A 24,609-nucleotide genomic window follows, 5' to 3' on the forward strand; every position below is an offset into this window, starting at 1 on the left:
TAAGTTTTTTGTAAATACTTGAAATCATTTCCCTTTTTAGTTAAGGATATAGTTTGTTCTCGTGGCTCTCGATATGGAGAACCACTAATTTTTATTAAACAATTTGATTCTAACTCTAAAACAAGTTCATTTAATACAGACGAATCTATTGATTCAGATAGAGCAATCGTAGATTTGTCAGCAAGAATTATTTTTACAATTTCATCTTTAGTCATTGTTAGTATTTTAAAGCGTGAATAAACTTCCAACGACCAGCATTGTGATGGACTTGGATTGATTTTTGAGTTAATTAATAAAGCATCAGACCTTTACACAATGCTTTCGAGTTGGACTAAACCGACTTTGAGTCCGCTCTGATAAGACGTCCGAAGGACGACTGACACGCCAAGAACCCAAGCCAAGAACTGTGCTGCTGAAAGTAAATTTGCATGGAAAAATCTAAAAAAGCAAAGGTGTACCAAAATATTTTGGGTTTCGGAGAAAAAGTTGCGAAACAACCACGCATTGAAAGTGTCGAAGACCAGCTTTGAGAGTAGAAAATCTCAAAAAAGTACCAAAGGGCTGTCCTGTCACAAGAGAAATATGCGTTTGAAAAATTGAAAAACCAGCGAATTTTGTGTGTCGAACGAGCCTATGCGTTTGACATTTTTGAAAATTTAGCGATTTTGTTGTGTTGAAAATCTACTTAAATGTAACTTTTTACAAATCCATTTTTTGCTCTTAGAAATAGAATTTATCGTAATTGAAATGTATAGTATATTGAATATTGAACACATGAATATCGCAGTATCAGTATTATTTGATAGTTTGCAAATAAGTAATATGAATAAATTTATAATTAGGATAATCCCAAAATACCAATAGTTAGGTACAATTTCAATATTAATAATTAGAGGCTCATTAGATTTAATGATACCAATAATTTTTGGGAATAGTGGTCCAGTCTGGTGAGTACGCATAAGCCATTGAATTTCAAAAACAGGAAACTCGACTTTAACATTATAATCTTTCACTTGCCAAAAGCCGATTTTTGTGCTTTTTTTATTTAGCTCCTCTAAAATTCTATGTAAATCATCTTTAGTAAGATTACTTTGAAAATTGTCAGAGAAAGTAAAAGAGAAATTCATTTTTGAAGCCATTCCAACAATTGCAAATGTGATGATTTGGGGAAAGTTGGTGATTTTGGTTTAAAATTAAGAACTTTTACATATTTGCTTTGCGTTGGAGACGAAATAATTTTGAATTTTCGCTAATAAGCAATCGCCAAACAAATAAGTGTGCTAATGTATAAAAAAACTTAGAACAAAACGAGAAGCTTATGCGAAAAAGCTTAAAATTATTTTTCTAATCTCATGTCGCAAAAAACTTGGCGAGTAAAAGTCTCAAAAAAGCGAGAATTTGCTGAGAATTTACACTAGAAAACTTCGTATTGGATTCGTCGCAAATGGCTCAGAATTTGGACAAAAACCGAGCAAAAATTATCCGAATGGAATTGCGAAAATCAATTAAACCAGAATATTGTAATTATCGCAAAAGTCTAAAAAATCAAAATAGCGTGAACAAATTTCCAACGACTCGCAAGTGCGATGCTGGGGATTATAATTTGAATTAACTAATTTATTTAAAGGTGTTTACGCACTTGCATAGAGTTGGACAAAACTGACTTTGCGACCGCTCTGATATGGTGTCGCAAGACACCAACCTCACCAATCAGCCCTACCCAACAAATATAATTGGTGAAAATCAACTTTGCAAATTTTAAAAAAGTGGGCGAGAGGTTTTTGCGAAGAAAAGCCTAAAACACTTCGCATTCATCGTGTCGCATGAGCCTGTAAGCGGGACAATTTGCGTAGAAGTTTTTGCGAAGTTAGCCCTGAAACACTTCGCATTCATCGTGTCGCATGAGCCTCTAAACGGGACAATTTACGTAGAAGTTTTTGTGAAGTTAGCCTTGTAAAACTTCGCTTTTGTCCAGTCGCAGATGCCTAATGACCATTTATCCTATGTTGTTGAAAACTCGCCCTATAATTACCCAAATAATTGTTAAAACTGCCAAAAATATAAATATAGATGCGGTGATAAATAGTACAATCTTAATAAGTTTATTTTGTTGTTTTTGGCTAACATAAAGCGAATAAAGACCTATAGATAAAAGAAAAATACTAATTAAAAGAGATTTTATTGTGAAATCTTGTAAGTCAGCGTGGTTCATATTGTTTTTGTATTTCCAACGACCAGCATTATGATGGCTGATTTTAGATTTAATTAATTGATTATAAATATTTTAGCCTTTACATAATGCTTCGTGTTGGGACTGATGGACTTTGAGACCGCTCTAATATGGCGTCGAATGACGCCTAAGCCAGCCAGTCAACCCATCCCACAAACAATATTGCTAAAAGTAAATTTGCATGGAAAATCTAAAAAAGCAAACGAGTGCAGAAATAATTTGAACCTCTGAACAAAAGTTGCGGAACTACCACGCAGATTTCCTGTCGCCAACCCACTTTGGGAGTAGAAAAAATAAAAAAAACAGACTTCTGTCCTGTCACTCGAAAATTATGCGTTTGAAAAACTGAAAAGCCAGCGAATTTTGCTCGTCGGATGTGCCTTTGAGCTAAAACTGTCAAACTATTTTATTCGCATACGTAAGAGTTAAATTACAATTTTTTGAATTAAGAACTGGTAAGTTGGGAATTTTTTTTCGAACTCTTTTTTTAGATTGTTGATTGCATTTTCATTTATTAAAGGAATACCTAATTTAGAGTTCATTTCAGGTACATTTTCTAAAAATTGAATTTGTCCAAGACTTATATGGGTATTGACTATAAAATAAGCTGAGTTTTCGAGGTGCTTATAAACTAAATAATAATCGTTAGAATTTGTCATGACTTTATAACAGAAGTGAAAAATGATTTAATTGCAGACTTTATATGTAGCAAAACTATCCTTTTGCCATTCTTTCGTATATAAATTATCGCTTTTAACGCAAATAGTTTGAATTTTGTTATTATGACAATATAAATATATCAAATTGTTTTTACTTACATCTAAATTGCTTAGTTGATTAGAATGGCAATAAAAGTGCCTTAAATTTAAACTTTTACTTACGTCTAAATTAGTTAGTTGATTAGAATGGCAAAATAGTACTTCTAAGTAAAAAAGCTTACTCACATCTAAATTAGTTAAGAGATTATCAGAACAATTTAGATATTTTAATTGAGTGAAATTTTCCAAACCAGATAAGTTACTAATTTTTTTAGAGTTAATACTCAAGATTGTTGTTTTAGATACACTACTTTTCGATACTTTACCATCTAAAACATCATCAATTCCATCAGTAATTAATGCTTTTTCAAAATTGGTATCAGTTATGTTTATATAATTTTCGACAGTTTTTTCCTTATCACAAGACGAAAATAAACAAAAGATGTATAAAATGATAGGTATTATTAAATTTTTCATAAGGATAAATGTTGGATTAATCGTAGTTTTTCGATTTTGGATAAGTGAAAAGAATTTAATCAATGAAATTAGGTTAGTTGTTAACTGGTTGGAAGCATAGAGAAAACTGTGTTTTAGAAAGATTTTCAGAAGGTTTTAAAGCCTCATATAAAAATTTGTTATCGTTTTTGACTTCATTTGTCAGATAGTCTGTCTGTAATATTTCTCGATTTTCCATGAGTCTAAATTCAAATACTTTATCCGTTCGCTCAATTAAAGTTGTCTTATCAAGACCAGTTAAAAAATAATTCAAAGTCAAAAGTAATGGGTTTTGTGACCTTTTATCAACTTCATATTTATTTTGCTTTGTTGCTTCTCCAATTTCAAATTTTTCTTCAATTTGTGAAACTAAAAAGTCTAATTCTGCTAATGTTTTATAGCGTATTATTGCGATGTTAAAATTACCTTCTAAATCATCAATGTACCGAATTCTATATGCTTTTGATAAGAAAGCTATGAATTCCCAATTAATAGAATTGTGTAATGTCCTAAATTGATTTTTTAAAACATTGAAATATCTTTTCGTTGAAATATCATGATTTCTTGGCGTTTTTACATTCACTATTGTTAATATACCTTTTAAGTATTTTTCGATGGCAGTATTTGCCAAAACGATTCCCTGTGGTAATAACCCATCTAATAATAATGCTCTTGCCCCCAAATAATCCTGATAAGCATTAATATAATATGAAATTATTAAACGACCTCTTTCTATTGGAATAGATAATGTTTTATGATTACTCATTCATCTTTATTGTTTAAAACCTTCTAACGATTCGCAAGCAAGATGATTTTGGAGCGAACGTTGAGTTAATTGATTGATTATCAAACTTTTACTTGCTTGCCTGCGTTGGAGACAAACCAACTTTGAATGCCAACGCTGATAAACTGTCGCCCGAAAAATAAGCGACCCAAAGATATAAAAAACGTAGAATAAACCGCAAAGTTTTCGAGAAAAAAAACTGTAAAACTTCTTCTAATCGCACGTCGCCGAAAACGATGAGTGTAGTAGCCCCAAAAACTTAGAAGCTATCGAGAGTAAACACTTTAAAGTTTCGCTAATTTCCTGTTGACCGAGCCTATAAACTGGGACTTTTTGCGAAGAATTAACGCTTTGAGTTTCACTTTTGTACCGTTGCAAGTGCCTTTGAGCTAAAAATTGTCAATTATTATCGAAATGGGTTGAAAGAAACCAATATCTCTCTTCTTTGGATTCATACTTTTCGTAATCTTTACCAAATAATTGTTTATTTAAAACAAGTGTCTTTAACTGTTTAGCAAGCGTTTGTTTTTTTAATATTTCGATTTGCTCATCTGTGAGGCTAAGATTTAGAATATTTAAAACTTTTAGGTTAGGTAAGCTAAGAGTGTTAAATAGTTTTACATAGTGTTCAAAAGTAGTATTTATTTCGTCATCTTCACCAGTATTATAAGAATCGAAATCATAAAAGCATAGATTTTCTAAGTTTTTAAAACAATTTGAATTTGCTAAGTTTTCTATAAAATTATTATTTTCATAAATCGTTTTTACAATTAGGGTATTCAAAGGATGATATTCTCTTTCAAAAAAATTACTTGAAGGTGAAGCTAACAATATCATTTTTTTTGCGTTTGGCATTTTATCCAATAACTTGCCACAAACTCCACCTTCGTCAAAAATACCATTATCTGTTATAAGTACACAATTAGTATCAGACGATTCAATAGACATTTTAAACGTTTCAAGTCTATCGAAATTTGATGGCTTATTTATTAAGTTTTTTAAATCAATATCCATTGTCCCATTAGCAGCTCCATCTTCATAGCTTAAACTTAAACTTTTAATCTTTTCTGCAAAAAAGTCTTTCGTGATTATTTCAAAAAAGAACTCTAAATCACCTGAATAATCTGGACGAAAATAAACATTAAATAGTTCATTGTCAGGTTTAATTGAAACATAGTATTTTTTCAGAGCAAATGAAACTCCGTTAGTCCAAGATTTTTCTTGTAATTCATAGTCAATTTCTTTCAAATGTTCTTCGTGGAATTTATTGTATAACCCATTTAAAAGTTCTCTTTCAAATTTCATATTTTTGTGATTTTTCCAACGATTCGCAAGGGCGATGCTGGGGATTATAATTTGATAAAAGATTGATATTAAGGCGTTTACGCCCTTGCTCGTGTTGGAGATAAACCAACTTTGAACGCCAACGCCTTTAAAATGTCACCACGATAGATGAGTGCTAAGATATAAAAATCATAGAAACAGCTCTGCCTAAATGTCGCCAAACCAAATCTGCATACTAAGTTCTGAAAAAAGAAATTGAAAAGCAAAAGAATTTATTTTTCGGAATAAAATTTGAGCAAATACCACGCATTTTGAGTGTCGCAAATGACTATGCGTTTGATTTTTAGAAAACTTAGCGATGTTTGAGTGTCGCAAATTATAAAAATTGTCAAACTATTTCAGTCGCATACGGAGATAAAACTCCGATATTGTCTTCTTTATCAAAATTACTTTCAACAATAGTATATAGAAGTAAAGTTAAGAGAAAAATGATTAATGCAAATATAAAGATTCTATCAATTAATGTCAGTTTATCATTCTTTGTTTTTCCGTAATTTAAAATCAAATTAATACCAAAAATGATTGATGTAACGAGTAAGAAAATTCCAGTTGGCAAGATTAAGAAAGCGAAATAATTAATTCCATCCATTTAATTATCTAAATTATTTTTCTTCATTCCAACAATTGCAAATGTGATGATTTGGGGAAAGTTGGTGATTTTGGTTTAAAATTAAGAACTTTTACATATTTGCTTTGCGTTGGAGACGAAATAATTTTGAGTTTTCGCTGATAAGTAATCGCCAAACAAATATGGATACTAAAGTATAAAAAACTTAGAACAAAACGAGAAGCTTATGCGAAAAATAAAACTATAAATTATTTTTCTAATCTCATGTCGCAAAAAACTTGGCGTGCAAGAGCTTCAAAAAAGCGAGAAATTACCGAGCGTAAACACTAGAAAACTTCGCATTGGATTCGTCGCAAATGGCTCAGGATTTGGACAAAACCGAGCAAAAGGAATTGCGAGAATCAATAAAAACCAGAATATTGAGATTATCGCAAAAGCCTAAAAAATCAAAATAGCGTGAACAATTTCCAACGGCTCGCAAGCAAGATGATTTTGGAGCGAATGTTGAGTTAATTAATTGATTATCAAACTTTTACTTGCTTGCTAGAGTTGGACTTTCGAGCCTTTGAACGCTCTTCTTTCCAAGTGTCGCCAAGCACCAACAAACACAAAGATATAAAAAGCGTAGAATAAACAGAGAGGTTTTTGCGAAAAAAAACTATGCAAATATACCTAATTTTACGTCGAAGGTAACTTTGCAAGCAGAAGCCCCAAAAATAGAGAAGTTATCGAGAATAAACACTTTAAAACTTCGCTTTTGTCCAGTCGACCGAGCCTATGGACTAAAAACTGCCAAACAATTTCAGACATTTATATTTCAACAAGACCTATTCTTTATCTCTGTGGCTTTAATTATAAGTATTTTTGGATTTTAACCGTTAATTTGCATTAATATTTCAAATAATACTTTATAGAATTTTTGCTCCTTTGGAACGGTTACACCTCCAACAAAGAGTTTGAAGATTTGATTCAGAAGTGATTCCGCCTTTAGATAGTGGTACAATGTGGTCGATTTCTAACAACAAATTCTTTTCAATGTGTGTCGATATATTACACGATTTGCAAGTATAGCTATCTCTTACTTTTATTTGTTCACGAAGTTTAGATGTCATTAAATCTCTCTGTCCTTGTATACTATTTCTAAATTTAACTATACCACTAAGATAGTTTACAAATTTGTCAAGATTTTCAACGTCCAGTTTTATATCACACCTTGCAGAACTGTTTCCACCAGCCGAGACATATTGAAATGTATAGACTGGAAAGTAGAGGTCGCTCAAATCAATAGTTTCAAATCCTAATTCTTTGATAAGTCTTTCTTTACTTAAAGTGTATATTAAAACTGGTATGTCATTCTTAATACTGTTAATAATGATTTCTCGCTCAGCTTGTAAGAGTTTTTTTCCTTGTTCTGCCGCTGCAAAATCATTTAATACGTTTTCAAAATTTGAAAGGGTTTCTTCATCTGTCTTGAGATTGAAATACTTGCAAAGATATTTAAACGGTTGTGAGTTTGCATTTTTGCAGACTGTCGAGGAACAATTGTGAACTTGATTATTTTTTAACTCATTACTCCATTCTCTTCTTTTTAGGTTATATTTACTTGTGTCCTGCAAAATACTACTTCCATAATCGTATGATTTTACATTGATATAAGAGCATTTAAGTTCCTGAATATGATGATTCAATTCATTTGAATTGTTTGTGTATTTTTTGATGCTATCTTTTATACTTGTGAATTTTATACTATTGAAATATATGTATAGATATATTTGATATGCGAGAATTGTCAATAAGATGAATAGCCCCAATTTGGGACTTATGATAGTTAAAATAATCCATATTATGGCGTAAAGGAGTATTTTCATATTTCTTTTATTTGTTGTCAAATTTGTTTTTAAAGTTTGTGTAAAGTTATACCATGTACTAAAAAATTTCCAACGATTCGCAAGGGCGATGCTGGAGGTTTTGATTTGATAAAAGATTGATATTAAGGCGTTTACGCCCTTGCTCGTGTTGGAGAGAAACCAACTTTGAGTGCCAAAGCTGATAAACTGTCGCCAAAAATGGTGCGTGCTTAGGACTGAAAAGCGTAGAAACAGCTCTGCTTAAATGTCACTCATTAAATCTGCATATTAAGTTCTGAAAAAAGAATTTGAAATGCAAAAGAATTTAATTTTTTTTAGAGTGAAATTTGAGTAAATACCACACATTAGAAATGTCGGTGGTAACTTAGTGTTTGATATTTTGCTTAGAACTCACACTTAAAAACTTCGTATTTGTCAAGTCAAACGAGCCTTTGAGTTAAAAAACGTTAATTATAAATTTTTTTGGGCTTGGCAAAGGTGAGAATAGAGAGCATTGAAGCCCAAATTTAGTACAAAAGTTTATAGGGAATACTAATGTGCAGTCTGGCAATGAAGCCCCAATTTTGCCAAACCCGTGTTCGGCGTATGTGCATATTTGTCATTCTGTTAGCAGTTCTTTTGGTGAAATTTCTAAAGTCTTTGCAATTAGAAAAAGTGTTTCTATGGATGGTTGCATATCATTCGTACACCATCTTGAAACTGTGGATTTGTCTTTACCGATTTGTTCAGCAAGCCAAATACTTGTTTTTTCTTGTTCTGCAAGAACTGATTTTATTTTGTTATATTTTTTTATCATTGCTTAATACGAAAATAAATTTGCGTATTACGAAACTTTATTTAGTTTTGCGTAATTTTATACAAATTAACGGAAAACTATTCTAGTTTGTCCTATTACTATGTCTATTTTTGTGCAAAAATAGACATAAAAATGGCAAATTTTGAAGAAAATCTTTTAAGCATAATTCAAAAATACACTGAAAATTTTAGTCGTAAAAGTTATAGTGAAGAATCAGAAGAAATAGATGTTTTAATGGAAGCATTCGGAATTTCGCAAGATTTAAAAAAGGAAAATAAGCAATATTGGGGTAGAGAACTTGGAATGTGTTGGCAATTATTAATAACAGAAGTATTTAGGAACTTTTGTAAAGATTTTAGTCCACCTAAAAGATACGGTAGCGACGAACCTGCTGATTTTTTTGCTGGTCAAGATGCTGTCGATACTAAATATAGAGTTGGTTCAGGTGATTCTGGTACTTTAAAGAAGTTTAAACAATATGGTGAAATGCTAAAAAGTGAAGGGTTTAATCCTGTATTTCTATTTTTAAGGTCTGATAATTTACCAGCTGCAATTTCGGCTTGTAAAGTTGGCGGTTGGTCGATATATGTGGGAGATGATTCATTTAGTTATATTTTTGAAAGAACAGGTTTTGATTTGAAAGAATGGTTAATTAATATTAAAGATTACAATAAGCATAAAATTGAAAGATTATAATAATGGAATTAGAAAAAAATAAAATATATAATGGTGATTGTATCGAATTGTTGAATCAATTCCCTGCCGATTCAATTGCTTGTGTAATTACTGACCCACCATATAATTATGAATTTATAGGGCATAAATGGGATGATGATGAAGTTAAAAGAAGGACAGAAAGGATTAAAGATAGCAGTACAATGGTTAAAAATATCCCTTATGGAAGTGGTTTATCTGGTGGTGTTAGGAACAAAAGATGGTATGAAAAAAACAGAAAAAATGATTTAGAATATATGGCTTGGTGTGAAGAATGGGGCAAAGGTTTATTCAGAGTTTGTAAAGCTGGTAGCCCTGTCGCTGTTTTTAATAGTAATCGGTCAATAGCACACGTTCAAATTGCTTTAGAAAAATGCGGTTTTTATACTAGAGATATTTTGGTTTATAGACGTAATTCAGGAATTCCAAAAGGGCTTAATTTACAAGGGAAATTAGAAAAACTAGAACATCCTGATGCTGATAAATGGGAAGGCTGGCATAGTGCATTTAGAAATGAATGGGAAGCTGTATTACTTGTCCAAAAACCATTAATAAACAACTACTGGGAAACTATTCAAGAGACTGGTGTTGGTGTCTTTAAAACTGCAAATAAAGATGGTAGCTTTCAGTCGAACATTTTGGAAAACTTATACTCTAAAGGTAAAGATGAAAAATTTGACCATTGTACTGTCAAGCCATTAGGTTTGATAAGAAAACTCATTGATACTCTTGTCCCTTTGTCAGAGAGCAATATTATATTAGACCCATTCTCAGGTAGTGGTACTACTTTGGTTGCTGCCAAAGATTTAGGTTTTAATTATGTCGGCATTGAAATTGAAAAAAACTATATTCCAATTATTGAAAGTCGTCTTAATAATTTTGCTCTCGGACTGTTCTCGTAGGATTACGCCTAACTTTCAAATATACTAGAGTTAGGCTTAGTTTTTGTATTGTTGAACAAGTTTTTCCAACGCTCGCAAGCAAGATGATTTTTGAGCGAATATTGAGTTAATTAGTTGATTATCAAACTTTTACTTGCTTGCTTACGTTGGAGAAAAGCCAACTTTGCAAGCTCTTCTTTCCGAGTGTCACCCGACAAATAAGCGATCCAAAGATATAAAAAAAGTAGAATAATCAGAGAGGTTTATGCAAAAAAAACTATGTAATCCTCTCTAATCTCTTGTCGGCAAAAACGATAAATGCAGAAGACCAAAAAAGTAGAAGCCATTGAGAGTAAACACTTTGCAAATCCCTCTAATTGCACGTCGAAGAGAATGTTGTATTAAAGAAGTTTTGCTGAATAAGTTATTTATTCACTTTTAGGAGGTAAAATTTCTGGTGGCATAAATAATATTCGATTTTCATTTTGTCTTCTAAATTCAGTTGGATCGAACTTTGTTTTTAGTCTAAAAAATGTTGAGTCTTTTAATTGGATTAACCACTCTGTAGGACAGAAATTAATAAGTTCAGGGTTTTGATTAATTGGTTGGGTTTGTAAAATATCTGATAGTGAAGATAGTAAATAAATTGTTCTTCCATTTAATGTAAATGTAATTATATAGTTTTCAGGTATCTTATCCAACTGTGTGATAATAATATGATTAGTATCATTTACAAGTTTAGGAGAATAATGAATTAGACAAACTTCATAATTTGGGTTATTCTCAGAAATGTATTTTTGAATACTACTAACTATTTTTTTGTTAATAAATTTTAAGTTAGAATTTAGTTGAAATTGAATTGAAGATTTAGATTTTTCTTGACAACTTAATATGAAAACAAGAAAAATAATATAAACTGTTTTCATAGTGTATTTTTAGCTTTTTCCAACGACCGCAAATATGAATGAGCGAGGGGAGATTTTTGATTTAATTAATTGACTATAAGCCTTTTACATATTTGCTTTCGTTGGAGTTTAGGAACTTTGAACGCCCCGCTTTCAGAGTGTCCCCCACCAAATATGAGTGCTAAGGTAAAAAGAATAGTAGTAAAAAGCAACGAAGTTATTGAGAAAAAAAGCCTTTAAATTATTTTTCTAATTACCTGTCGCCCACCAACTTTGCGAACAAAATTCTAAAAAAAGGTTGCTGAGAATTAACGCTTGAAAACTTCGCTGATTTCATGTCGGCGGTAACTATGTATAACTATTACAAAAATGTATCAATTTAAACATTATGAAACCTTTTTAAGAAAAATAGACTGGACAACAGCATTTTCAATATCAGTTTTATATGCGTCAATCATCTTTCTAATTTCATCATGAAGAAAAATATATTCTTTTGCATCCACTTGTAAAATTTGTCCATGAGCGACATTATTTCTATAATTCAATAATTGTTCATCAATCATCTTAGATTTTGTTTCGTATGGTGAAAAATCAAGACCAATTGAGCTAATAATTTCTTTTAAAATTATTGAGTTTAAATTTGATTTAGTCTTTATAACATTATCCTTATTTATCTGTATTCTTTCATCATGATTGTTTAGAATAAATTCTATAAATTGTGTATGAATTGTAGCTTTATTCGAGTCTTCAAACTCTTTTATCTTCTGTTTTGCAGAAATAGCTATGAAATTATTGGTTAAATCTCCATAGTTTAACCTTCTACTGATTACATATTCTAAGTATGCTTCGGAAGCACATTTAATAAATCCCTCCCAATGAGCATATAATAAAACAATTCCAGACCTTATTGCTGTTGCTTCAAGTTTTTGGTTACTCTTTAAAACATTTGTTTTTATTGTCGATAACTCTTTTTTCCTCCAAGCAATTTCATCATTTAAAAAATCTGTTAAATTTTCTTGTGTTCTTATCTTCATGATGTTAAATCTGAAAATGCTTTTTCACCGATAGGAACAATTGTTGGGATTCTTTGAGTTACAGGAATCCCACTACCAGAACGTGACTGGAATTTAGAATTATTCCAAATGCCTTTGATTCTAACAATAATCTTATTTTTCATGGCATCATCATGAAGTAAGTTAGAATATTTACTTATATTTCTGCCTAAACCATAAGCAATAGATTCAAATCCTGAAATTAGAAACTTACCCCCAAACGTATTCTTATTTATATCATATCTTTTAAACGAGTATTCACCCATAGCAAAGTCTAAAATTTCAAATGTTTTTATAAACTCTTTTTCTTCTTTGTCTAAATCAAATTTAGGGTTAGCCGCTAATTCTCTCATTTCATCCGTTATGTATTCCCCTAAATCTGTTGTACTTTTTACTGAATCAGGTTTAATGCGTTTGAATATCAAAAATCTTAATGCTAATTCCATATTATATTGTTCTTCTATCAACTTATCTGTTAAGGATAAAGTATTTAGAAAACTCTCATTCTCTGCAAGTTTTTTTAACCATTTATAGAAGGAATTATTTAAAAGAACTAATAGACAATTCCTAACTTCTTGGTCTGAGAGTTTAGAACCTAATGTATTTAATCGCTGGAAAAGTTCAAATTTTATAGTATCGTGGCTTTCTTTTTTTACAATTTTAATATCAATTTTCTCTCTTTTAAAAGCTATTCGTTGTGATTGAATAAATGAGTTTGCATCATCCCCTTCTATTTCCCAAGATTTATTGTCAAGAGATTTTAGGTATTCAGTTTTAACCAAAGGAACAGGTTTAATTAATTTTCCATTTTCGTCTTTTAAAATCCCCATGAATTGAAATAAGGTAGATAGCCTTTGTAATCCATCTACAACATCCCAAACTCCGTCTTTTCGCTGAGAAACAAATATGGATGGAATAGGAATCCCCAATAATACACTTTCTATTAATTTAGATTTTTGAAGTATTGACCATCTAAAAAATCTCTGAAACTCTGGATGTATATCTAATTCATTATCTTGATATAATCTTGCAAGTTCACCAATAGACATTGGATAGCCATCTGTAAAAATCTCTTTTTTCTTTTGGTCTATTTCTTCTTGCAAATTATTCATGATGTTTTTTTTATTTTTCCAACGACCAGCATTATGATGGTTTTTGGGTGATTTTAGAGTTAATTTATTAATTATCAAGCCTTTACATAATGCTTCGTGTTGGACTCAAGCAAACTTTGCAACCGCTCTAATTTGGTGTCGCACGACACCAACCACTCCAACCAACCCAGCCCAACAAATATAATTGCTGAAAACCAACTTTGCAAGTTTTAAACAAGTGGGCGAGAAGTTTTTGCGAAAAAAAGCCTGTAAAACTTCGCCTTTATCGTGTCGCAGATGCCGATAAATGGGACAATTTGTGTAGAAGTTTTTGCGAAATTAGCCCTGTAAAACTTCGCTTTTATCGTGTCGCAGATGCCGATAAGCGGGACAAAAACTGCGAAATAAACTGCGAAAAAGTAAAAAATAAACCGCCTTAAAATTGTCGACCGAGACTCAAAAAAGCTGACAAAACAAAAAAAGCGTGAACAAGATTCCAACGACTCGCAAGTGCGATGCTGGGGATTGATTTTGGATTAACTAATTGATTTTCAAGCGTTTACGCACTTGCATAGAGTTGGACAAAACTGACTTTGCGACCGCTCTGATTTGGTGTCGCACGACACCAACCACTCCAACCAACCCAGCCCAACAAATATAATTGCAGAAAACCAACTTTGCAACTTTTAAACAAGTGGGCGAGAAGTTTTTGCGAAAAAAAGCCTTTGAACTTCGCTTTCATCGTGTCGCATGAGCCTCTAAGCGGGACAATTTGCGTAGAAGTTTTTGCGAAGTTAGCCCTGTAAAACTTCGCTTTCATCGTGTCGCAGATGCCGATAAGCGGGACAAAAACTGCGAAATAAACTGCGAAAAAGTAAAAAACAAACCGCCTTAGAATTGTCGACCGAGACTAAAAAAAGCTGACAAAATAAAAAAGCGTGAACAAGCTTCCAACGACTCGCAAGTGCGATGCTGGTGATTGGTTTTGATTTAACTAATTGATTTTAAAGCGTTTACGCACTTGCATAGAGTTGGACTAAACTAACTTTGCGATCGCTCTAATATTGCGTCACCAGACGCAAAAGCCAGCCAGTGAACCCAACCCAAAAACTAACTTGCTGAAAGTAAATTTGCACGGAAAAATCTAAAAAAGCAACTGAGTACCAAAATATTTTGGGTTTCGGAGAAAAAGTGGCGAAACTACCAAGCAGAGTTCCTGTCGCTGACCCACTTTGCGATTAGAAAAACAGAAAAAAACTCCAAAAAGATGTCCTGTCCACCGAGAACTATGCGTTTGAAAAATGAAAAACCAGCGAATTTTGCGTGTCGGCGAGAACTATGCGTTTGAAATTTTGCTGAGAATTAACGCTTGAAAACTTCGCTTTTGTCTTGTTGCAAATAATAAAATTTAACATCATTTTGACAGTCGTACTTATTTTCCCTTAGTTTTTGATAATTCATAAAGCCCCATAAGAACAATAAAAATCCCCGCCCCTCCAGCTAACATATAAGAAATTGGCTCATTCATATTTATTGATTGGTCGTTCCCCAAAGTACCTCCAAATACATAAGCAGCTCCAAATAAGAACATACCAAAGAGTGGTAGTAAACTTAATGTTCCGATGGAAAAAAGTATTATTTTAAGAAATTTGTTCATTTGAATTGCTTGTAAAAACCCAATTACAAATAAATGAAAAGATTGGGGATTGTGATTAAAGAAGATGCCTGTAAATGTTATAAATTAAAGAATAATTTACTTAACTGCATATATTTTACGAAGAATAAAAAGAATTACAAAAATACCAAATCCTCCTAAAAACATATAATTTATTGGTTCACTTGTATTTATTGAACTGTCGTTGCCTAAAACACTACCACAAAAGTATGCTAAACCATACAGAAATATACCTATTAATGGTATCAATAAAATTATTCCAATTGTGAAAATTATACTTCTCAAAAATTTGTTCATTTGTTTCGTTTCCAACGCTCGCAAGCAAGATGATTTTGGAGTGAACGTTGAGTTAATTAATTGATTATCAAACTTTTACTTGCTTGCCCGAGTTGGACTTTCGAGCCTTTGAACGCTCTTCTTTCCAAGTGTCGCCAAGCACCAACAAACACAAAGATATAAAAAACGTAGTATAATCAGAGAGGTTTTTGCAAAAAAAAGCGATGCAAACCGCTCTAATCTCACGTCGCCGAAAATGATGAGTACAGAAGCCCCAAAAACATAGAAACTATCGAGAGTAAACACTTTAAAGTTTCGCTAATCAACCGTCTACTGTAACTATGAGCTTGACAAAAACTGTCAAACGATTTTAGAAGCATACGCTGTCATTTATTATTCACAGTAAGGACTTTTTGGGTCAATTTTGCATAATTTATCTAATGTCTTTTTTAATAATCTTTTATTTGGATTACACCCATTTTTATAAATATAAGCCAAGTTTGATAAAGATTGAATACTAAAAAGGGTATTTGTTGTTGCAGCTTTTTCAGTCCATTCTATAGCTTTTGCACAGTCCTTTTCACCTGATAATCCATTGTCATACAATGAACCCAAATATAACATTGCCTTTGCTGAAAAAGGTTTATTATAATTGGCTACTTCTTTATATAATATAAACGCTTTTTCTATATTTTCATTTTTTGTAAAATCAGTTTTTTGGATGTTTTTTTCGATATCAATTTTTTCTTTTTGATATAAGCCTAAATCATAATAAGTATCTGCTAACTCTAATTTACTCAAAGTATCTCCCAAATTAACAGCTTTTAAAAACCACTCAATTGCATCATATTTATCTTTTTCTTTTCCCGTGACACCTTTTTTATAGATTAGTGCATTATGTCTGAAAGCTAAGATTGTTTTTGAAGTGTCAATAGAAATAGATTTAGGAAATTCAATTTTATGACCCTTAAAAGTACCACTGATAAAATTCTTATTTGAATAAATATTATGTAAATTCAACGGTTCAATTCTTTTTTCTGAAAATGTAATATCCATAACTTGAATGTCATTGCCACAAATCTTCTTAATGAAATCACTAAGTTGTTTATTATTGGTTTGGCTCAATACATTTAAGTTTCTAATTTTTAAATTTCTTTCCAATCTTGACATAGACTGTTCTAATATACTTGAACTGTTAGATTCATCATAAATTAGAAATTCCACTGAAACAGAAAGAGTATCTTTCATATTTGAACATTTGAAATTACAAATCTTTGACTTCTTCTTTTCATATTGATGATAAAGCGGTATAGAGAGAGTGATATTATCATCGACATTTAATACATAAAATCCTTCTTTTTCTAATTTAGAGATGAAAAAGTCAGTATAATATCCCAACTCCTCGTTTTCCATTTTTACAATAGAATAGTAATTATCTTTATTTTTATTAAACTCTTCTATATTTTTTTGATTTCTAATTTCTGATTGCTTTACCACCTCTGCAATTTGCTTTTGCTCTATCTCTTCTTGTTCTCTTTTTGCTTCTTTAATTGAATTTATTATGCTTATTGTGGCTTGTGAAACTTGAGTAATTACTTCTATCCGTTGTTGAGTTTTTGAATCTTTCAATTCTTGTAATGAGGGTTGATTTGAAGTATTTTGAGATTGAACCTCTTGCAGATTATTTTTATTTGAACTTACAGAGCTATTTGAATTTGTATTTAAACTTGACGGAGTGTTATTACAAATTGGAATATTCGGAGTACCATTGTCGCATGGGGAATAACAATCATCTTTACATCGCCCATCACTACTAAAACAAACGCTATAAACTGCATAATTAAAATAATTTGAATTAGGCAGTGCTGTGTTTTTGTAAACTTGGTTTGCGGTCAGGGTTTTTCTATAAGCGGTCTCATTATCCCCAAATTTAAAACTAAATGAAACCTGTCTTCCATAATTATTTTTGACTTCGTATTCCCATGTAAATCCATTATTATTGCCTGTATAAAAATTTTGCCTGCTCCTCCAAGCTAAACCTTTATGGCAATTTGTAGTTGACCATTCAGACCACTGTGTAACAGTATGTCCTACATTATCTTTTAATTGAGCATAAACTTTACTTTTTATAGCAATCATTATTAAAATTAGGATATACCAAATGGTTTTACTTGTTGTTGTTTTTTTCATAGAAAAATATTTAAAGCCTCCTACTTAAAGATAATTTTTGTAACTATATTTAAACAGAACATTACACCATCCTAATAAATTTTCATTAAACTATATTAGTTTTAGTATAAAATTTTAGATTGTTTAAGTATTATTTAAAGTCTCTGCGGTTAGAAAGACTACTTTTGGGGCATAATAATTATTAGGCAACAGGGTTTTCTCTAATATACTTTGCTACATCTCGTAAAGGAGCAACCCAATAGCTATCCTCATTTTGTTTTAAATAATTTACTAGCTCTTGGTGAACATTAGGGTCTGTTGGATAATTTTTATCTCCAATTCCATGAAACGCAATAACAGCCCAACCACCTGAGTTTAAAGCTTGTTTACAATAGTCTACAAAAGGTTCTAACCTGCTTGGTTTGTCAAATAAAATAGCATTAGCGTCAATCTCATGTGTATATGAACCAGCAAATTTTGAAATATCATTATTAATTCTTCCATATCCTGTTCTTGAAATCATATAAATATCTTGAACTAATCTTCTATAAGCGTTACTGAAATTTTCAGGCATGATAGAACCATCAAATAGTTTTTCGTTTGGAAAGCATTCAGTACAGGGATAAGCATATGACCTATGTTTATCATATCCGATATTTTTTATCAGCCAATCTTCTGCACCTCCAACCTCTTCAATTAATTCTTCAGTAGTCAACTCAATAAGTTGTCTGCCACAATAATGACTCATTGAATGATTACTTATATCATGCCCATTTTCAAAAGCAGTTTTCCATCTTGAAACGTTTGCTTGAACTTCTGGGTTTTGGATATGTAAATTAAATGTCCCTCTGAAACCAGAATTTTCTAATTGAGGTATTGCAATGTCCAAGTTACTTACATATCCATCATCATATGTTAAACTTATTGCCGCGGGTTTGCCATTCCAATAATTTAAAGGGAAGTTGCTGTTTGCCATTTTTTATTTATTTAATAGTAAAAAACATTTTGAATATCAATTTTTCCGCCTTTTTCAAATTCCAACGCTCGCAAATATGAATGAGCGAGGAAGGATTTGTTTGATAATTAATTGATTATAAGCCTTTTACATATTTGCTTTCGTTGGAGTTTATGAACTTTGAACGCCCCGCTTTCAGAGTGTCCCCCACCAAATATGAGTGCTAAGGTAGAAAAGATTGTAGTAAAAAGCAACGAAGCTATCGAGAAAAAAAGCCTTTGAATTATTTCTCTAATCTCGTGTCGCAAGTGCCTATAAGTGATGACTTGGAAATCAGAGAACTAACACTTAAACGCTTTGCTAATTTCCTGTCGCAAGTTACTAAAAAAAACTTTGTAACTGCTTGAAAATAAGCGATTTATCTATTGACAAAGGTTTTAGAATTGCGTATCTTTATAAGAAAAAACAGAGAATTAACACTCTGAAAATTAGCTAATTAAACGTCGAAAGTAACAATGAGTCCAGTAGTAATGTTATTTATTTCCATCGGTATTGGAACTGTCCTTTATGGAGTTATTATGTATCTTATATTTGTGGGTGTCGAGTTTAGAAGTTAATCTGCCAATCTCTCTTTCTTGTAACTCTATTTTATCATCTTTTAATTTTGTATCTTTTGACACCATATAACTTAAAAATGCAATGGACATAATACTAACCGCATTAATAATGTTTGCAATAATCTTAACTACTACCCAAGTATTATTAAGTCTAACTTTTTTGTTCCTGTTTTTATACCCTCCATTCTCTAAAAACAAAACACCGTCAAGTGTTAATTTGTAAGACCAATCATCGTTTGCTTTTATATCTCCCTTAAATATATCAGTTCTATAAATATAGCGGTCTGATTCTAATTTTTCAATCATATACTTTAATTCCCAATACTTTTTCGCATAAGAGGCATTTTTATGATATGTTTCTTGTTTTACATTAAAACCAGTATCGCTATTGTTTATAACTTCCATTAACTTATCTAATTCAATAGACAAGTCCCCTATGTGATTATTTTTGTTTAAGAAGTCAGACATATTTAAACACATTTAGATACTACAAACAAAATAAAACATCCAACAATAATCATTACTATAATATTAAATGTTGCATTTGATTCGTCTTGTTTTTTCAGATTACTATAAGTATGCTTTAAGTCTGTTCCATACATTGAGTTTGGATTTTCTCTTTTCATTATCTCGTTAGCTAAATTCTCATTTCCGTTTTCAATCGCTTTATAGAAATTATTTTTCCATATTTTTTCGTGGTCTTCTTTTCTTTGTTGTTCTTTTAGTTTCTCCTCTTCAAATCTTTTTGCTGGATTCCATTTCGCACCACAAGACAGACAAAATGCTTCTACATTATTTGAGCCATGAAGTCCTGCCAATGCACCTATACCACCTGTAAGTAGAATACCACCTGCTGCTTTTCCTAAGCTAAAACCCTTCTTACCTGCTGTTATTTGATTTGAACCACACTTAGGGCATTTCACTTCGTTGTTATCCATGTTTTTTTTTGATTTAAGCGTGAACAGTTTTCCAACGACCGCAAGCAAGATGATTTTGGAGCGAATGTTGAGTTAATAAGTTGATTATCAAACTTTTACTTGCTTGCTCATGTTGGAGATAGACCAACTTTGCAAGCTCTTCTTTCCGAGTGTCGCCCGAAAAATAAGCGACCCAAAGATATAAAAAACGTAGAACATTCAGAGAGGTTTTTGCGAAAAAAAACGATGCAAACCGCTCTAATCTCACGTCGCCGAAAATGATAAGTGCAGAAGCCCCAAAAATGTAGAAGCTACTGAGAGTAAACACTTTGAAAACAGCTCTAATCTCCCGTCGGCAGTAACTATGAGCTTAAATAAGGTGTTTATTTGGTCAAAATTGCATAATTGAAAATATGATTTACTTCCTTTTCCATATTAGGAATTTGAATATGATGATACGTGTCATATGCTTCGTGCATAACTAATAAATTCATTGAGCTTATTTTCTGTTTGTAACGTTTTTCAAGAATAGCTTTATAAATATTCTGTTGCAAGCAATATTTGTTATAACTATTATCACCTAAATGTCTAAGTTCACCAAATGCAAATTGATAGGTATCATTTTTTATATTTCCGTCACTTTTAACAACTTTTTCACTCCTTTTCCAATCAAACATATATAATGAACCATCATCTTTTTTGTAAACCATATCAATAGTTCCTGCAACTAATAAGTCTTCGTCAAATATTCTCCATTCAGACCTATAGGGGGTCATATTTTTATAACGTTGTTTGAATGAAAGAAAGTGTTGAAACTCTTTTGTATTTGAGTTGGGGTTTTTACCATTATAATAATTTTCAATTTCTTCATGTAACAAAGTACCTTTGTTTGCAGAATCTATTCTTTTTGCTTCCCACTCTGCTAAAATATCTTCGGTCGAAATACCTCTTTGTGATGCTTTTATAGGTGCCCAATAAGGTGCATCGAATTCTGGAAAAAACTTATCAATAAGTTGTGTAACAGAAATAGTATCAGGATTACCATCAATAAAATATCTATGTTTAGCAGGGTCAAACTTAACCCGAGTATCTCTATTATCTTTATTTTTAGTTGCTAAATTCCCGCTTTCAACTGTGCTTTTATCTTTTTGCTTTGGGACTTCTTTTTCTACGACCTTATCAGCTTCAGATTCTGTTATCTCATATTCTGTAATTACATTTGGTCGTTTTCCAAAACTATCTATTTCTAAGTATTTTTCTCGATATTTTTGGGTTGCCCACTTTTTTGCTTGTAGATTATCCCATTGGATAATTTCATTTGGGTTTTGCTCATTTAATAATTCAGAAGTAAATGTTGAATCAATTGAACGTATTACTTTGGCAATTAAAGCACAGCATTTTTGAGGTTCATTATGTATTTGTATTTCAGCAAAACGAATTACTATCCATCCTCTTTTAGTGAAAAACTCATCTCTCAAATCATTTTCACTAATACAATGAGTAGGTGTTCTTAACCATCCGTCATAAGGTTCATCTATTTCAATATTGATAAAAATGTTTTTATTGTCTTTTTCTGAAGAAAGCACAAAGTCTGGTTCATAAGGTCGTCCATTTTCAGTTGGAATATGTCTATCATTCAAAACATTAAAAGTTGATTTGAAATGACTGTTCAAATCAGCATAAAAACTATCTTCTTTATATCCTTTTTTGTCGGAACGACCCTTACGAGGGAATTTTATTAAACTATTTTGCTGAGGCATTTTTACCACAGCATAATTATACGGTTCTATTTGTTCAAATTTCCTATTTGGTGAATAACCTATTCGTTTGGGTGCAGAAGAAGTAGATTCAGGAATAGATTTAATCACTTTAATCAAGACTTCATTAGAATTAATGTAAGGTGTTATCGTTTGTCTTTTTAAGTTGTCAAATTTCGTTTCACGTTTTTCTTCTTTTTTAGTTAGTTCATCCTTGATGGTAACTTCTTTAAGATTTTTAGCTTTTAATTCTTTTTGTTTATTAATTTCGGCTTCAATCGAAGCCTTTTTCTCAGCTTCCTTTTGAATTTTTATTTTTTGCTCTAAAATATTTTTTTTCTGCATCCTGTTTTGCTTGTGCAGCTTCAATCGAAGCCTTTTTCTCAGCTTCTTTTTGAATTTTTATTTTTTGCTCTAAAATATTTTTTTCTGCATCCTGTTTTGCTTGTTCAGCTTTAAGTGAAGCCTTTTTCTCAGCTTCCTTTTGAATTTTTATTTTTTGCTCTAAAATATTTTTTTCTGCATCCTGTTTTGCTTGTACAGCTTCAATCGAAGCCTTTTTCTCAGCTTCTTTTTGAATTGCGGTATTTTTATTTTCGATACTGTTAAGTTCAGCAATTTTACTCTTTAAGATATGTTGTCGTTCAATTTCTTTGTTTTTTACATTTTCAATATAAAAAACAGCGTCTTTTGTATTTTGTTTAAGGTTTTTAATATCTTCTTTTTTATACTCTTTTTTCTTCCTAAAATAAAACAAGTATATCGCAAAAACGACTAATCCCAGCAAATAAATAGCAATGACTATTAAATTATTGTTTAAGAGAGATTCTAACTTTGAAAGTTTATTCATTGTGAGATTTATAATGGTTTACTTCCAACGCTCGCAAGCAAGATGATTTTTGAGCGAACGTTGAGTTAATTAGTTGATTATAAGGCTTTTACTTGCTTGCTCGAGTTGGAAATTATGAACTTTGCGACCGCTCTAATTTGGCGTCGCAAGACGCCCAGCCAGTCAGTCAACCCATCCTACCAACTTGATTGCTGAAAGTAAATTTGCACTTAAAAATCTAAAAAAGCAAAACTGTACCAAAATATTTTGGGTTTCGGAGAAAAAGTTGCGAAACTACCACTCATTGGAAATGTCGCAGACCAACTTTGAGAATAGAAATCCTAAAATAAACTGCCAAAATACTGTCCTGTCCGCCAAAAATTATACGTTTGAAAATTGAAAAACCAGCGATTTCGGCTTGTCGAATGAGCCTAAAAAGTGCAAAAAAATCTAAAACTCTAAATTCAACAGTGTAGATTTAGAAAAAGCCATTTTAGTATTATGTAGAAAATATTGCCAAAATGAACTAAAAAAACTAAAAATCAGTAACTTTGTGTTATATAACAATTATAAAATTATGCCATGTAAAATATTTGTATGCACTTGTGAACAGTGTAGATATGTAAAAAACAAACGTAAAAATAGAAAAATGAAAAAGATGATAAAGCGACTGTTGAATAAGAGAGTTCGTAAAGCTAAAGATGGTAAAGCTATTAACTTTTATTGGGCATAATTTTTGACATCTACAAAATTAATTCATAAACATTGAAGTAATTTGTTTTACTCTTATCTCAATATTTGGTGCTTCTATTAATATTGTTTTTTTTCCATTGTTAAGTAAACTTCTCAAATATATTGACATTGAAAAAATACAAACTTTTTGAAAATTGTCGCTATTACATTCTAACTCGAAAAATGGCTCTAATTTATTGCCATTAGTAGGAGGATTGATTGGAAACCAAAAGCAGACAAGAGGTATTATTGTTATAGCTTGGTCATTCGGGGGCTTCATTTTTGAGAATACTTTTGAAACACTTGCATCTCTGAAGTTTTTTAATTCTTCAATCCAAATATTTTTATACATAAGATTTGCTCTTTCAACTAATTCTATAAGGGAACAATCTTTATCTATTTTCTTTGCTCCCATCGAATGCGATGACCAATTTTTAATTTCGGTTTGATAAAGGCATTTTTGTCCATTTTTAGATGCAAGTATCCATCTATCAAGTCTATTTCCCTTTAACGTTCCTATTGTAACATTTTCATTTAGAGTTTCGACATCATGATTGGTAGATTGTAAATAATGTTTTATTAAACCTGCCCCCAAATCTTCCCCAGTAACTCCCGTGATTGCAGATACGTGATAATGGTCTTCTTTTTTTTTATCGTCGTAAAAGGAAATTATTTTTTCAATATCCAAAGTTATCATTTTATTGTAGTTTATAACGATTTGTGATTTTTAAACCATCTTCAATTAAATGAGCTAAAATAATGGAATCTGGTGCAACTTGAACTTCAAATTTTAATTTATTTAACTCTTCAGATTCTTGTTTAGTTGGTTTTTGACTCAAATACTTGTTAATGGCATTTGTTAGATGTTTTTTTACTTCTGAGATTTGCTTACTATATGAGGTTTCCAAGAAGTCTGCCCCTAAATCATAATCTAATAAATACTTCAAAAGTCCATTTTCAGCTCCATTTTTACCACGTTCACATTTGAATGCTCTTGTAATAAAAATTTCATACAAAGTTCCGTATGAATAGGTGTCATTTAATTCTATGATTTTCATCTTTGTTTTCTTTCCAACGACTCGCAAGTGCGATGCTGGGGATTGATTTTGGATTAACTAATTGATTTTCAAGCGTTTACGCACTTGCATAGAGTTGAACCAACAACTTTGTTGAAGGGTTTTGTAAAAATAGTAAAA

General features: G+C 31.4%; 23 protein-coding genes and 1 pseudogene. 5 read left to right on the top strand and 19 right to left on the bottom strand.

The genetic code is table 11. The features are described from left to right. From MJQ71_RS20635 to MJQ71_RS20650, 4 genes are all read right to left on the bottom strand, one after another. Positions 1-215: hypothetical protein (locus tag MJQ71_RS20635; RefSeq protein ID WP_238808843.1), on the bottom strand; the 215-nt coding region annotated here is incomplete at its 3' end. 2,701 nt (positions 216-2,916) lie between these two features. Further along, positions 2,917-3,465, bottom strand: coding sequence for a leucine-rich repeat domain-containing protein (locus MJQ71_RS20640; RefSeq protein WP_238808844.1), 549 nt, complete (start codon positions 3,463-3,465; stop codon positions 2,917-2,919). A 73-nt stretch (positions 3,466-3,538) separates the two neighbouring features. Then, positions 3,539-4,249 carry a HEPN domain-containing protein gene (locus MJQ71_RS20645; RefSeq protein WP_238808845.1) on the bottom strand — a complete coding sequence of 237 codons (711 nt, stop codon included), beginning with the start codon at positions 4,247-4,249 and terminating at the stop codon, positions 3,539-3,541. Between the two features lie 417 nt (positions 4,250-4,666). Further along, positions 4,667-5,572: a hypothetical protein gene (locus MJQ71_RS20650; protein ID WP_238808846.1), complete on the bottom strand. Its 906-nt coding sequence runs from the start codon at positions 5,570-5,572 to the stop codon at positions 4,667-4,669. 890 nt (positions 5,573-6,462) lie between these two features. Between MJQ71_RS20650 and MJQ71_RS20655 the strand changes: the two genes are divergently transcribed. Beyond that, a complete protein-coding gene (locus tag MJQ71_RS20655) occupies positions 6,463-6,621 on the top strand; it encodes a hypothetical protein (protein ID WP_238808847.1) in 159 nt (52 codons plus the stop codon). Between the two features lie 466 nt (positions 6,622-7,087). Here the strand turns inward: MJQ71_RS20655 and MJQ71_RS20660 are convergent, their stop codons facing one another. Both MJQ71_RS20660 and MJQ71_RS20665 read right to left on the bottom strand, forming a co-directional pair. Then, entirely contained in the window at positions 7,088-7,867 is a 780-nt protein-coding gene (locus tag MJQ71_RS20660) for an HNH endonuclease (RefSeq protein ID WP_238808848.1), read from the bottom strand. Positions 7,868-8,645: 778 nt separating this feature from the next. Further along, positions 8,646-8,843 (bottom strand): helix-turn-helix transcriptional regulator, encoded by a 198-nt coding sequence (locus MJQ71_RS20665; RefSeq protein WP_238808849.1) that lies wholly within the window; start codon positions 8,841-8,843, stop codon positions 8,646-8,648. Positions 8,844-8,975: 132 nt separating this feature from the next. Here MJQ71_RS20665 and MJQ71_RS20670 point away from each other — a divergent pair, with 132 nt between their 5' ends. Further along, entirely contained in the window at positions 8,976-9,539 is a 564-nt protein-coding gene (locus MJQ71_RS20670) for a hypothetical protein (RefSeq protein WP_238808850.1), read from the top strand. A gap of 2 nt (positions 9,540-9,541) precedes the next feature. Next, entirely contained in the window at positions 9,542-10,459 is a 918-nt protein-coding gene (locus MJQ71_RS20675; RefSeq protein ID WP_238808851.1) for a DNA-methyltransferase, read from the top strand. 407 nt (positions 10,460-10,866) lie between these two features. On the opposite strand, the gene MJQ71_RS20680 is transcribed toward MJQ71_RS20675, so the two are convergent. From MJQ71_RS20680 to MJQ71_RS20690, 3 genes are all read right to left on the bottom strand, one after another. Then, positions 10,867-11,364: a hypothetical protein gene (locus MJQ71_RS20680; RefSeq protein WP_238808852.1), complete on the bottom strand. Its 498-nt coding sequence runs from the start codon at positions 11,362-11,364 to the stop codon at positions 10,867-10,869. A gap of 365 nt (positions 11,365-11,729) precedes the next feature. Beyond that, on the bottom strand, positions 11,730-12,377 hold the full coding sequence (locus tag MJQ71_RS20685; protein ID WP_238808853.1) for an MAE_28990/MAE_18760 family HEPN-like nuclease: 648 nt from the start codon (positions 12,375-12,377) through the stop codon (positions 11,730-11,732). After that, positions 12,374-13,507 carry a DUF262 domain-containing protein gene (locus MJQ71_RS20690; protein WP_238808854.1) on the bottom strand — a complete coding sequence of 378 codons (1,134 nt, stop codon included), beginning with the start codon at positions 13,505-13,507 and terminating at the stop codon, positions 12,374-12,376. The genes MJQ71_RS20685 and MJQ71_RS20690 overlap by 4 nt, the downstream gene beginning before the upstream one ends. Positions 13,508-13,707: 200 nt before the next feature. On the opposite strand from MJQ71_RS20690, the gene MJQ71_RS20695 reads away from it, so the two are divergent. Next, on the top strand, positions 13,708-13,926 hold the full coding sequence (locus MJQ71_RS20695; protein WP_238808855.1) for a hypothetical protein: 219 nt from the start codon (positions 13,708-13,710) through the stop codon (positions 13,924-13,926). 992 nt (positions 13,927-14,918) lie between these two features. On the opposite strand, the gene MJQ71_RS20700 is transcribed toward MJQ71_RS20695, so the two are convergent. The 10 genes from MJQ71_RS20700 to MJQ71_RS20745 form a co-directional block, all read right to left on the bottom strand. Next, positions 14,919-15,143, bottom strand: a complete 225-nt coding sequence (locus tag MJQ71_RS20700) for an Asp23/Gls24 family envelope stress response protein (RefSeq protein ID WP_238808856.1) — start codon at positions 15,141-15,143, stop codon at positions 14,919-14,921. Positions 15,144-15,830: 687 nt separating this feature from the next. Beyond that, positions 15,831-17,627 carry a tetratricopeptide repeat protein gene (locus MJQ71_RS20705; protein WP_238808857.1) on the bottom strand — a complete coding sequence of 599 codons (1,797 nt, stop codon included), beginning with the start codon at positions 17,625-17,627 and terminating at the stop codon, positions 15,831-15,833. A 181-nt stretch (positions 17,628-17,808) separates the two neighbouring features. Further along, positions 17,809-18,582 (bottom strand): polysaccharide deacetylase family protein, encoded by a 774-nt coding sequence (locus tag MJQ71_RS20710; protein ID WP_238808858.1) that lies wholly within the window; start codon positions 18,580-18,582, stop codon positions 17,809-17,811. A 512-nt stretch (positions 18,583-19,094) separates the two neighbouring features. Next, positions 19,095-19,646: a hypothetical protein gene (locus tag MJQ71_RS20715; protein ID WP_238808859.1), complete on the bottom strand. Its 552-nt coding sequence runs from the start codon at positions 19,644-19,646 to the stop codon at positions 19,095-19,097. Between the two features lie 2 nt (positions 19,647-19,648). Beyond that, positions 19,649-20,116: a hypothetical protein gene (locus MJQ71_RS20720; protein ID WP_238808860.1), complete on the bottom strand. Its 468-nt coding sequence runs from the start codon at positions 20,114-20,116 to the stop codon at positions 19,649-19,651. A 13-nt stretch (positions 20,117-20,129) separates the two neighbouring features. Further along, positions 20,130-20,423, bottom strand: coding sequence for a hypothetical protein (locus tag MJQ71_RS20725; RefSeq protein ID WP_238808861.1), 294 nt, complete (start codon positions 20,421-20,423; stop codon positions 20,130-20,132). A gap of 55 nt (positions 20,424-20,478) precedes the next feature. Continuing rightward, entirely contained in the window at positions 20,479-22,197 is a 1,719-nt protein-coding gene (locus tag MJQ71_RS20730; protein WP_238808862.1) for a putative endonuclease domain-containing protein, read from the bottom strand. Next, positions 22,145-22,702, bottom strand: coding sequence for a hypothetical protein (locus MJQ71_RS20735; RefSeq protein ID WP_238808863.1), 558 nt, complete (start codon positions 22,700-22,702; stop codon positions 22,145-22,147). Before MJQ71_RS20735 ends, MJQ71_RS20730 begins: the two co-directional genes overlap by 53 nt. A 730-nt stretch (positions 22,703-23,432) precedes the next feature. Further along, complete coding sequence (locus MJQ71_RS20740) at positions 23,433-24,110, bottom strand: hypothetical protein (protein ID WP_238808864.1); 678 nt, start codon at positions 24,108-24,110, stop codon at positions 23,433-23,435. A 1-nt stretch (position 24,111) separates the two neighbouring features. Then, positions 24,112-24,471, bottom strand: coding sequence for a hypothetical protein (locus MJQ71_RS20745; protein WP_238808865.1), 360 nt, complete (start codon positions 24,469-24,471; stop codon positions 24,112-24,114). A 12-nt stretch (positions 24,472-24,483) separates the two neighbouring features. On the opposite strand from MJQ71_RS20745, the pseudogene MJQ71_RS20990 reads away from it, so the two are divergent. Continuing rightward, positions 24,484-24,528, top strand: a pseudogene (locus MJQ71_RS20990) (hypothetical protein); the annotation flags it as partial. Between the last annotated feature and the right edge of the window lie 81 nt (positions 24,529-24,609).

The sequence above is a fragment of the Emticicia aquatica genome, assembly GCF_923079645.1.
Classification (GTDB): domain Bacteria; phylum Bacteroidota; class Bacteroidia; order Cytophagales; family Spirosomataceae; genus Emticicia; species Emticicia aquatica.

Bases quoted from the DNA above. Each gene is read 5' to 3' on its own strand.
- MJQ71_RS20680 (WP_238808852.1), bottom strand. From the start codon at position 11,364: ATGAAAACAGTTTATATTATTTTTCTTGTTTTCATATTAAGTTGTCAA.
- MJQ71_RS20665 (WP_238808849.1), bottom strand. From the start codon at position 8,843: ATGATAAAAAAATATAACAAAATAAAATCAGTTCTTGCAGAACAAGAA.
- MJQ71_RS20730 (WP_238808862.1), bottom strand. From the start codon at position 22,197: ATGCAGAAAAAAAATATTTTAGAGCAAAAAATAAAAATTCAAAAGGAA.
- MJQ71_RS20645 (WP_238808845.1), bottom strand. From the start codon at position 4,249: ATGAGTAATCATAAAACATTATCTATTCCAATAGAAAGAGGTCGTTTA.
- MJQ71_RS20700 (WP_238808856.1), bottom strand. From the start codon at position 15,143: ATGAACAAATTTCTTAAAATAATACTTTTTTCCATCGGAACATTAAGT.
- MJQ71_RS20735 (WP_238808863.1), bottom strand. From the start codon at position 22,702: ATGAATAAACTTTCAAAGTTAGAATCTCTCTTAAACAATAATTTAATA.
- MJQ71_RS20740 (WP_238808864.1), bottom strand. From the start codon at position 24,110: ATGATAACTTTGGATATTGAAAAAATAATTTCCTTTTACGACGATAAA.
- MJQ71_RS20640 (WP_238808844.1), bottom strand. From the start codon at position 3,465: ATGAAAAATTTAATAATACCTATCATTTTATACATCTTTTGTTTATTT.
- MJQ71_RS20705 (WP_238808857.1), bottom strand. From the start codon at position 17,627: ATGAAAAAAACAACAACAAGTAAAACCATTTGGTATATCCTAATTTTA.
- MJQ71_RS20690 (WP_238808854.1), bottom strand. From the start codon at position 13,507: ATGAATAATTTGCAAGAAGAAATAGACCAAAAGAAAAAAGAGATTTTT.
- MJQ71_RS20650 (WP_238808846.1), bottom strand. From the start codon at position 5,572: ATGAAATTTGAAAGAGAACTTTTAAATGGGTTATACAATAAATTCCAC.
- MJQ71_RS20670 (WP_238808850.1), top strand. From the start codon at position 8,976: ATGGCAAATTTTGAAGAAAATCTTTTAAGCATAATTCAAAAATACACT.
- MJQ71_RS20715 (WP_238808859.1), bottom strand. From the start codon at position 19,646: ATGTCTGACTTCTTAAACAAAAATAATCACATAGGGGACTTGTCTATT.
- MJQ71_RS20745 (WP_238808865.1), bottom strand. From the start codon at position 24,471: ATGAAAATCATAGAATTAAATGACACCTATTCATACGGAACTTTGTAT.
- MJQ71_RS20675 (WP_238808851.1), top strand. From the start codon at position 9,542: ATGGAATTAGAAAAAAATAAAATATATAATGGTGATTGTATCGAATTG.
- MJQ71_RS20685 (WP_238808853.1), bottom strand. From the start codon at position 12,377: ATGAAGATAAGAACACAAGAAAATTTAACAGATTTTTTAAATGATGAA.
- MJQ71_RS20710 (WP_238808858.1), bottom strand. From the start codon at position 18,582: ATGGCAAACAGCAACTTCCCTTTAAATTATTGGAATGGCAAACCCGCG.
- MJQ71_RS20720 (WP_238808860.1), bottom strand. From the start codon at position 20,116: ATGGATAACAACGAAGTGAAATGCCCTAAGTGTGGTTCAAATCAAATA.